The organism is Corallococcus sp. 4LFB, assembly GCF_046520365.1.
GTDB classification, from domain to species: Bacteria; Myxococcota; Myxococcia; order Myxococcales; family Myxococcaceae; genus Corallococcus; species Corallococcus caeni.
Window position 1 is genome coordinate 1 of record NZ_JBKGHJ010000436.1, and the last position, 7,146, is coordinate 7,146.

Annotated in this window: 3 protein-coding genes and 3 pseudogenes; 2 read left to right on the forward strand and 4 right to left on the reverse strand. The window is 71.1% G+C overall.

Annotated features, from left to right (window positions below):
- Positions 1–223 (forward strand): hypothetical protein (locus tag ACLEQD_RS33170; protein WP_410389542.1); only part of this gene is annotated, 223 nt, incomplete at its 5' end.
- A 183-nt stretch (positions 224–406) separates the two neighbouring features.
- On the forward strand, positions 407–1,192 hold the full coding sequence (locus ACLEQD_RS33175; protein WP_410389546.1) for an Ig-like domain-containing protein: 786 nt from the start codon (positions 407–409) through the stop codon (positions 1,190–1,192).
- A gap of 68 nt (positions 1,193–1,260) precedes the next feature.
- Here the strand turns inward: ACLEQD_RS33175 and traB are convergent.
- From traB to ACLEQD_RS33195, 4 genes and pseudogenes are all read right to left on the reverse strand, one after another.
- Positions 1,261–2,891, reverse strand: a pseudogene (gene traB, locus ACLEQD_RS33180) (outer membrane exchange protein TraB).
- Positions 2,888–4,990 (reverse strand): outer membrane exchange protein TraA, encoded by a 2,103-nt coding sequence (gene traA, locus ACLEQD_RS33185; RefSeq protein WP_410389544.1) that lies wholly within the window; start codon positions 4,988–4,990, stop codon positions 2,888–2,890. The pseudogene traB and the gene traA overlap by 4 nt, the downstream one beginning before the upstream one ends.
- Before the next feature lie 158 nt (positions 4,991–5,148).
- Positions 5,149–6,212: pseudogene (locus ACLEQD_RS33190) on the reverse strand (hypothetical protein).
- Positions 6,213–6,299: 87 nt separating this feature from the next.
- Positions 6,300–7,146, reverse strand: a pseudogene (locus tag ACLEQD_RS33195) (hypothetical protein); the annotation flags it as partial.

Here is a 7,146-nt window from a genome sequence, read left to right on the forward strand (position 1 = left end):
CTGGAGCGCGCGCTCGTCCTGGCCGAGCAGGGCGGGTACGCCCAGGAGGTGGCGCGCATCCACTTCAACGCCGGGCGCCTGGCTGGTGCGGGCGGCGGGTGCCGGACGCGCGCGAGCGGCGGAGCAGGCGAGGGAGCGCGCCCGGGTGGCGGGCTGGCGAGAGGGAGAGGCCCTGGCCGCGCAGGTGCTGGGGACGATGGACGCCCGGACCCCGCGCCGCTGAAAGCGGCAGGAAGTCGTCAGCAGGCGTGCAGGCACCCGGACTTCGACATGGACGCTCGCGGTTTTCCCTCCCGTCGAGTGGTCAGCCGGTAGACTTCGCCTTTTCCCTCCGCCCCCCGTGCCTGCCTTCGTGAAGACGTCACGTCCACCGTCCCTCTCCCTGTTGGGTTTCCTCGCGTTGGGTGTGCTCGGCGCGTGTGGACCGACGCCCACGACCATCACCCTGGAGCCGCCCGAGCAGCGCTACCTGCGCACGCAGGGGCAGCACCTGCCGCTCAGCTACACCGTGCTGGACGCGGACGGGCGCAAGATGATGGACGCGCGCCTGCGCTGGACCAGCTCCGCGCCGGAGGTGGCCTCCGTGCTGGAGGACGGCACGGTGGTGGCGCGCAAGTCCGGAAAAACCATCATCGGCGTGCAGGGCGGCCGCGCGAAGGTGGCGCTGCCGCTGGACCTCACCATCCTCGCGTCGCTGGACGTGCGAGCGCCGGGCGCGGACTTCGTGGAGGTGGGGCGCACCATCAAGCTGCGCGTGGTGGCGCGCAATGAAGCGGGCCACGTCATCCCGGACGCGGCGCCCGCCTTCCGCTCCAGCAACGAGGAGGTGGCGCGCGTGGACAACGGCGAGCTCATCGCCGCGTCCGCCGGCGTGGCCACCGTCACCGCGACGCTGGGGCACCTGAGCCGCGCCATCGCCGTGCAGGTGGTGCCGCCGGACTTCGCGCGCCTGGGGCTGAACCTCACCTCGTACACCTTCAAGAAGAAGGGCCAGTCGGTGATGGTCCAGGCGCGCGCGTACAACCGCAACGGCGTGGCGCTGGAGAAGGTGCCGCTGGAGTGGTTCAGCTCGAACTCCGCCGTGGTGACGGTGTCGCCCGAGGGCCGCGTGACGGCCGTGGGCCGGGGCCGCGCGGTGGTGTCGGTGGTGGCTGGCCGTCGCCGCACCGCCGCGGACTTCATCGTCGAGTAGGCCCGTCCCCCGAAGCTCGGCGAAGTGCCGGGCCCGCCGCGCTGGAGCGGCGGACCCTGGGACTTCCGCTACGGCTTCTTCGCGGGCGGCGCGGCGGGCCTGGTGGGCGCCGCCTTCTTGCCGCCCTTCTTCCTGGACGCGGCCTCCACGTCATCCGGGCAGGGCGGGCGGGGGCCGTCGCTGGGCGGCTGGATGGTGAACTCGACGCGGCGGTTGAGGGCCATGCCCTCCTCCGTGGCGTTGTCGGCCACGGGCATGCTGCGCCCGAAGCCCTGCGAGCACACGCGCTCCGCGGCGACGCCGCTCTCGATGAGGAAGCGCTTCACGCTGGCGGCGCGGCGCTTGGACAGCTCCAGGTTGTACTGGTCGCTGGCGCGCGAGTCGGTGTGGCCCTCGATGAGGATGCGGTCCATCTTCGGGTTCTCCTCCATCACCCGCGCGACCTCCTCCAGCACGGGGTAGGACTCGGAGAGGATGACGTCCTGGTCGGTGGCGAAGTTCACCTGCTCCAGGATGACGATTTTGTTGCCCGACGTGCGCGCGAGCGGGCAGCCGTCGCGGCCGCGCTTGCCCTGCGGGGCGTCCGGGCACTTGTCGATGCGGTCCACCACGCCGTCGGAGTCCGCGTCGGTGTCCGGGCAGCCGCTGTTCTCCACCGGGCCGAAGAGGTTGGGGCAGCGGTCGCGCTCGCCGATGACGCCGTCGTTGTCGGGGTCCACGGGCGGCGGGGGTGGGGGGGCGGCTCCTTGAAGCGCTCGATGGCCTCCCACTCGCGCGTCTTGGCGGGCACCCAGATGATGGAGGTGAAGAAGCTCAGGTTCGGCGACGCCAGCGAGCAGCCGCAGCCCAGGCCGCCGCCGAAGGTGAAGGTGACGCCCAGCGAGCTGTACCAGCGCAGGCCGATGAGCAGCTCCGCGGGAATCTGCCGCTCCTGGCCGGGCGCCTTCTTGAGGCCGAACGCGCCGTTCACCATGCCCAGCGCGGTGATGCCGCTGCCGCGCAGGAGGGGCACCTCCGTGCCCAGGCCGAACGGCGCCATGTCCCCCAGCTGCGTGCCGCTGAAGATGATGTCCGGCCGCTTCCAGAAGCCGCCGTTGAAGGCGAGGAGGATGCCGGACTTGAAGCGGTAGTCGAGCACCAGGCCCGGCGCCCAGGTGAGCTCGCCGTCGCCCGCGAAGGCCTCCTGCACGCCGGTGGGGAAGCTGACGTTGAGCGTGAGCGCGGCGCCCCAGCCGTGGCCCTCCGCGGAGCGGCGGAAGCCGGGGATGGCCACCTTGCCGGTGAGGCGCAGGTCGCCCAGGGCGAAGCTCTCCACGGGCCCTTCGGTGCCGATGACCTCCAGGTTCTGACCGCCCTGCAGGAGCACGAGCGGCAGGTCCACGCCCACCTCGGCCCAGTCGAAGAGGCCGACGGTGGCCATGACATCCAGCTGGAGCCGGTTGCCCACGAGGCTGATGGAGCCCAGGTCTCCGTCCTTGGGGACGAGGGAGAGCGGATTGATGGAGTAGCTGAAGTAGGGCCCGGCGGCGACGGACAGGTGGGAGAGGGGCCGGGACTGGGTGACCATCACCAGGTCCTGCGGCGCGCCGGACGGGCGGAAGACCTGGATGTTGAAGCGCGGATCCGGCGCGGCGTGGGCGGCGGTGGACAGCGCGAGGGCCAGCAGCAGCGGGAGGAGCGGCGTGCGGGAGGGCTTCATCGGACGCGGCGGGCGGAGCGCAGGAAGAGGAAGCCCAGGGCGAGGGTGACCAGCATGGCGGTGCTGCCGGTGGGGGTGTCCTCGGCGGTGGTGCCGCAGCAGAAGGCGCCGCCCTGCGGTTCGGTGCCGGGCTTGCGGCGGCCGCGCTCGCACTGCTGGGTTTCGGCGGAGCAGAACTCGACGCCCAGGCAGTCGCCGCTGTCGGCGCACGTTTCGAGGCAGGTGTTGGTGGGGACGTCGCAGGTGCCGCCGCAGGGGCAGTGGGCGTCGGCGAAGCACTCGACGCACGCGGAGCCGTCGCACACGAGCCCTTCCGCGCACGTCACCGCGCAGGCGCCGGTGTTGGAGCAGGTGCGCGTGGTGGGGTCGCAGGTGCCGCTGCCGCAGTCGGAGTCGTTGACGCAGCCCACGCACACGCTGTTCTGCACGGTGCCGTCGGAGAGGCAGAACGGGGTGTCCTCGCCGCAGGAGTCACAGCGCGGGCCGCAGCGCTTGTCGGTGGTGCAGGAGCTGCACTCCCCGCTGACGCAGGTCTGGCCGTCGCCGCACTCCAGGTCGTTGCGGCACTGGACGCAGACCTCGCCGTCGAGACAGTAGGGGCGCTCGCCAGGGCACTTGGAGCAGCCGGGGCCGCAGCGGTCGGAGGTGTTGCACTCCGGGACGGCGTCGACGCAGGTGCCGTTCAGGGTGTCGCAGGTCTGGCCGTTGGAGCACTGGCTGTCGGCGGTGCACTCGACGCAGGAGGGCGGGGCGCCGGGGGTGGGCGCGGCGCACTGGGTGCCATTGGGGCAGCAGTTGCAGGAGTTGCCGGCGCAGGCGTCGTTGGTGTTGCAGGGCGTGCAGACGTGGTTGGAGCAGCTCTCACCCCGGTCGCATTGGGTGTCTTCGTTGCACTCGACGCAGGAGTTCGCGGTGAGGTCGCAGACCTGGCTGTCGGGGCACTCCGCGTCGGAGGTGCACTGGACGCAGGTGAAGTTCGGCTCGTCGCAGACCTGGCCGGAGCCGCAGTCGGAGTCGCGGACGCAGCCGGTGCAGACATTGGTCGTGGTGTCACAGCGGCCGGTGGCGCAGTCGCTGTTCTGGGTGCACTGGACGCAGGCGAACTGGCCGTTGACCTGGGAGCAGATGGGCGCGGTCGGTCCGCACGGTGAGCACGTGTCGCCGCACAGGAGGTTCGTGTCACAGGGGGCGCAGAGCGCAGCGGAGTTGCAGTAGTAGGACGGACCGCAACTGCCGTTGCCAGCTTGGTTGGCGAACAGCCGGTTGCACTGGACGCACTGGTCCAGGTTGGCCGGGAAGGACGGGCGGCCGGTTTCGGTCTGGTAGAGCTGCGCGGGCTGGACCAGCGTGAAGCCCGCAGTGTTGAGCGGGACGACCGGAACCTGATTCGCCGGACGGTCGTAGTCCGTGAACGCGCCATCAAGCACCACGAACTCCAGCGCCGCGTGTTCCACGATCTGCACATAGAGCAGCTCAATGGGATAGAGCCCGGCTTGGGTGAAGGTGACGGAGTTGGTGGTACGTCGCGTTGCCGCACCGAGCTCCGGTGGCCGGATGACGATGTCGTAGCGTCTGCTGGCCTTGTCGAACAGGACGAGGCTGATGGCGTCGTCGGCGTAGAAGCCGAAGTGCAGGACGCGCCCCACCATGGCCGGGGTGACGTTCAGGTAGCCGCGAAAGCGAGAGACGAATCGAGTGGTCGAATCATTATAGTGGAAGGGGCAGCCGCCCTGGGCGCAGCCCGAGACCACATCGACGAAGTCGCCGTAGCTCAGGATTCGACCGTCGTTCAGGTTGTTCGACAGGTCGAACGTGGAGCGCAGCACGGAGGTCATGCGCGTCGCGCTGCTCTCCTCCATGTAGATGTTCAGGTTTTCTGTGTAGTTCGTCTGACTCTGGGGCAAATCATTCGCGGTGCGCGTCCACACGTTGGACGCCATGCAGAGCCCTGTACCGGTATCCGTGGGCGACGGCGCCGCGGGTGCCCCCGTCACCACCACATCCGGCAGCTTCTGCGCCACGGCGGGCGCGCTCGCGAGGCACACGGCGAGCAGGGACAGCGCGGCGTACGCGCGGAGGGGGCGGGGAGCGGTGCGCAAAGCGCACGCAGCCTTACAGATTAAGTTGACGTTCTCAACCTTCCGCCCACGTCCCGAGTCCCCGTGCACGAATGCGACCTCCAGGGTCCTCTGTCCCTCGGAGCCGCAATCAATCCGTGCAACATGCAAAACGGGAAACCGTCACCGTGCCGGAAGTGTCACACGCGACGGCAGGCCACGTCCCCGTCCTGCGAACGGATGAACGCCGCGGCGAGCTCGTTGCCCAGGGCCGCGCACAGCACCTCGTACGTCCGCCGCCGTGCCCCGCCGAAGAAGCCCGGCTGCCGGGTCAGCGTCTCCGGGTGACGCACGAAGACGTTGTACCCGAGGATGCACCCATCCGCGCGCAGCACGGTGATGCCGTCGGTGGCCATCATGCCGCGCAGCAGCTGCGCGGCGCCCGCACCGCCGACGCCGCGTTGCCGTCCTGGGTCGCGTGGTGCCGGTCCAGCATCGCCACCACGTCCATGGGCCGGGGCAACAGGATGCCGTCCACGAACAGCGCCGAACCCGCGCGCTCCCGGGGCAGCACCGCCACCAGCGTGCCGTGCGAGGACTGCATCACCTCGAACAGCACCCGCCGGAAGAACCCACGCGCGTACTCGCGGCTGGAGGGCAGGACCTGTTCGGTCACCGCGCTCGCCAGCGCGTCCAGCACCACCGAGGGCAGCTCCAGGTCGATGCGCGCACCGGACAGGTACACGTGCCGGCACAGCCCGCCGCCGCCACGCAGCTCGATGATGTTGTCCGCGAGCTGCAACACGCCCACCACGCGCGCGCCCCGGTCCGGTGCGTGCCGCAGGCGCTCCAGTGGCGTCTCCGCCATGGGGAACGGATCCGTGCGGAAGATGCCGTAGGTGAGGCCCTCGGAGTCGCGCAGCAGGTACAGCGCCCACCACCGTCCCTGCCCCAGCGGCGCGCACTGCTTGAGCGCCCGCTGGATGGTGGCGCGGTTGCGCGGCCCCGAGCCGAGCGGAATCGGGTCGTGCCCGCCCAAGAGCTCCATCATCGCGCCCAGGTCGTCGCCCAGGAACGCGGTGGGGAACAGCAGCGCGCCCTCCTCGCGGTAGCGCGACAGCGTCACCAGCAGCTCGCTGAGCGCGTCCGCCGTCTGCGGACACGTCATGTCCGCCTCGTCGAGGAACGCACTGACGGACTCGGTCAGCAGGTGACGAAACGACAGGATGAGAGGGGAGCCCGACTCCGGGTCCGGACCGGTCATGGCGGACCCAGCATGACGCATCGGTGGCGGCGAGGCACGAAGTCTCGCCTCCCTCCCGGAGGCGGAGGCCTGCCGGGAGCCGGCCGCCTACTCCGCCGCCCGCCGTGCGGTCTCCAGGGTGGTCGCGGTGCGCATCCAGCCCTCCGTCTGGGCATCCAGGTGGGACAGGAGGTCCGCGAAGAAGCGCGCCTCCATGGCCTGCGCCAGCGTGGCCCCGTGCGAGTCCGCCCACTTGCGCGTCACCGTCGCGCGCACCTGGGCGCCCAGCAGGTCCACGAAGCGCTCCAGCAGCGGCGTGGACAGGAGCGTCCCCGCCCACACCACCGCGTCATGCCCCAGCCCACCCGTGGCCACCGTCACCACCGCCGCCGCCCCGGACGGCACCGAGTACACCAGCGTGGTGAGCGCCTGGAGCAGCTCCTCGCGCATGCCGCCCTGGAGCTCGGTGCCCACCAGCTGGCGGCAGAAGTCGTACAGCGTCGCCCGGTCCGCCGCGTGCGCGTGCAGCGCGTCCAGCTCCAGCGGCGCGTCCAGCCGGCCCAGCATCGCGGGCCCGAAGGCCTGCGCCAGCTTCTCCCGCGTCTCCGCGTCCCCGCGCCACGCGGCCACCTCCGGCGCGAAGGCGTCCACCAGCCGGCGCAGCCCGTCCTTCAGCGAGTCATCCACCGCCTGCGAGGGCAGCGCTTCATGGGGACGGGGCCCGGTGAAGGACTCGCGCACCTTGCGGCTCACGAACGTGAGCGCCGTGGCCAGCCCCCGGAACGGCAGGCGCACGAACCGGTGGAAGGTGCTGCGCGCATCCAGTTCGTCGCGGAACGCATCCACCAGCACGTCCGCGGGCACGGCCTTGAGCGCCGCCTGCGCGCCAATGCCTCGCAGGTCGTGCCGCAGCCGCTGCCTCACGCCGCTCCGGCTCGCCGGGCTCCGGCGGCGG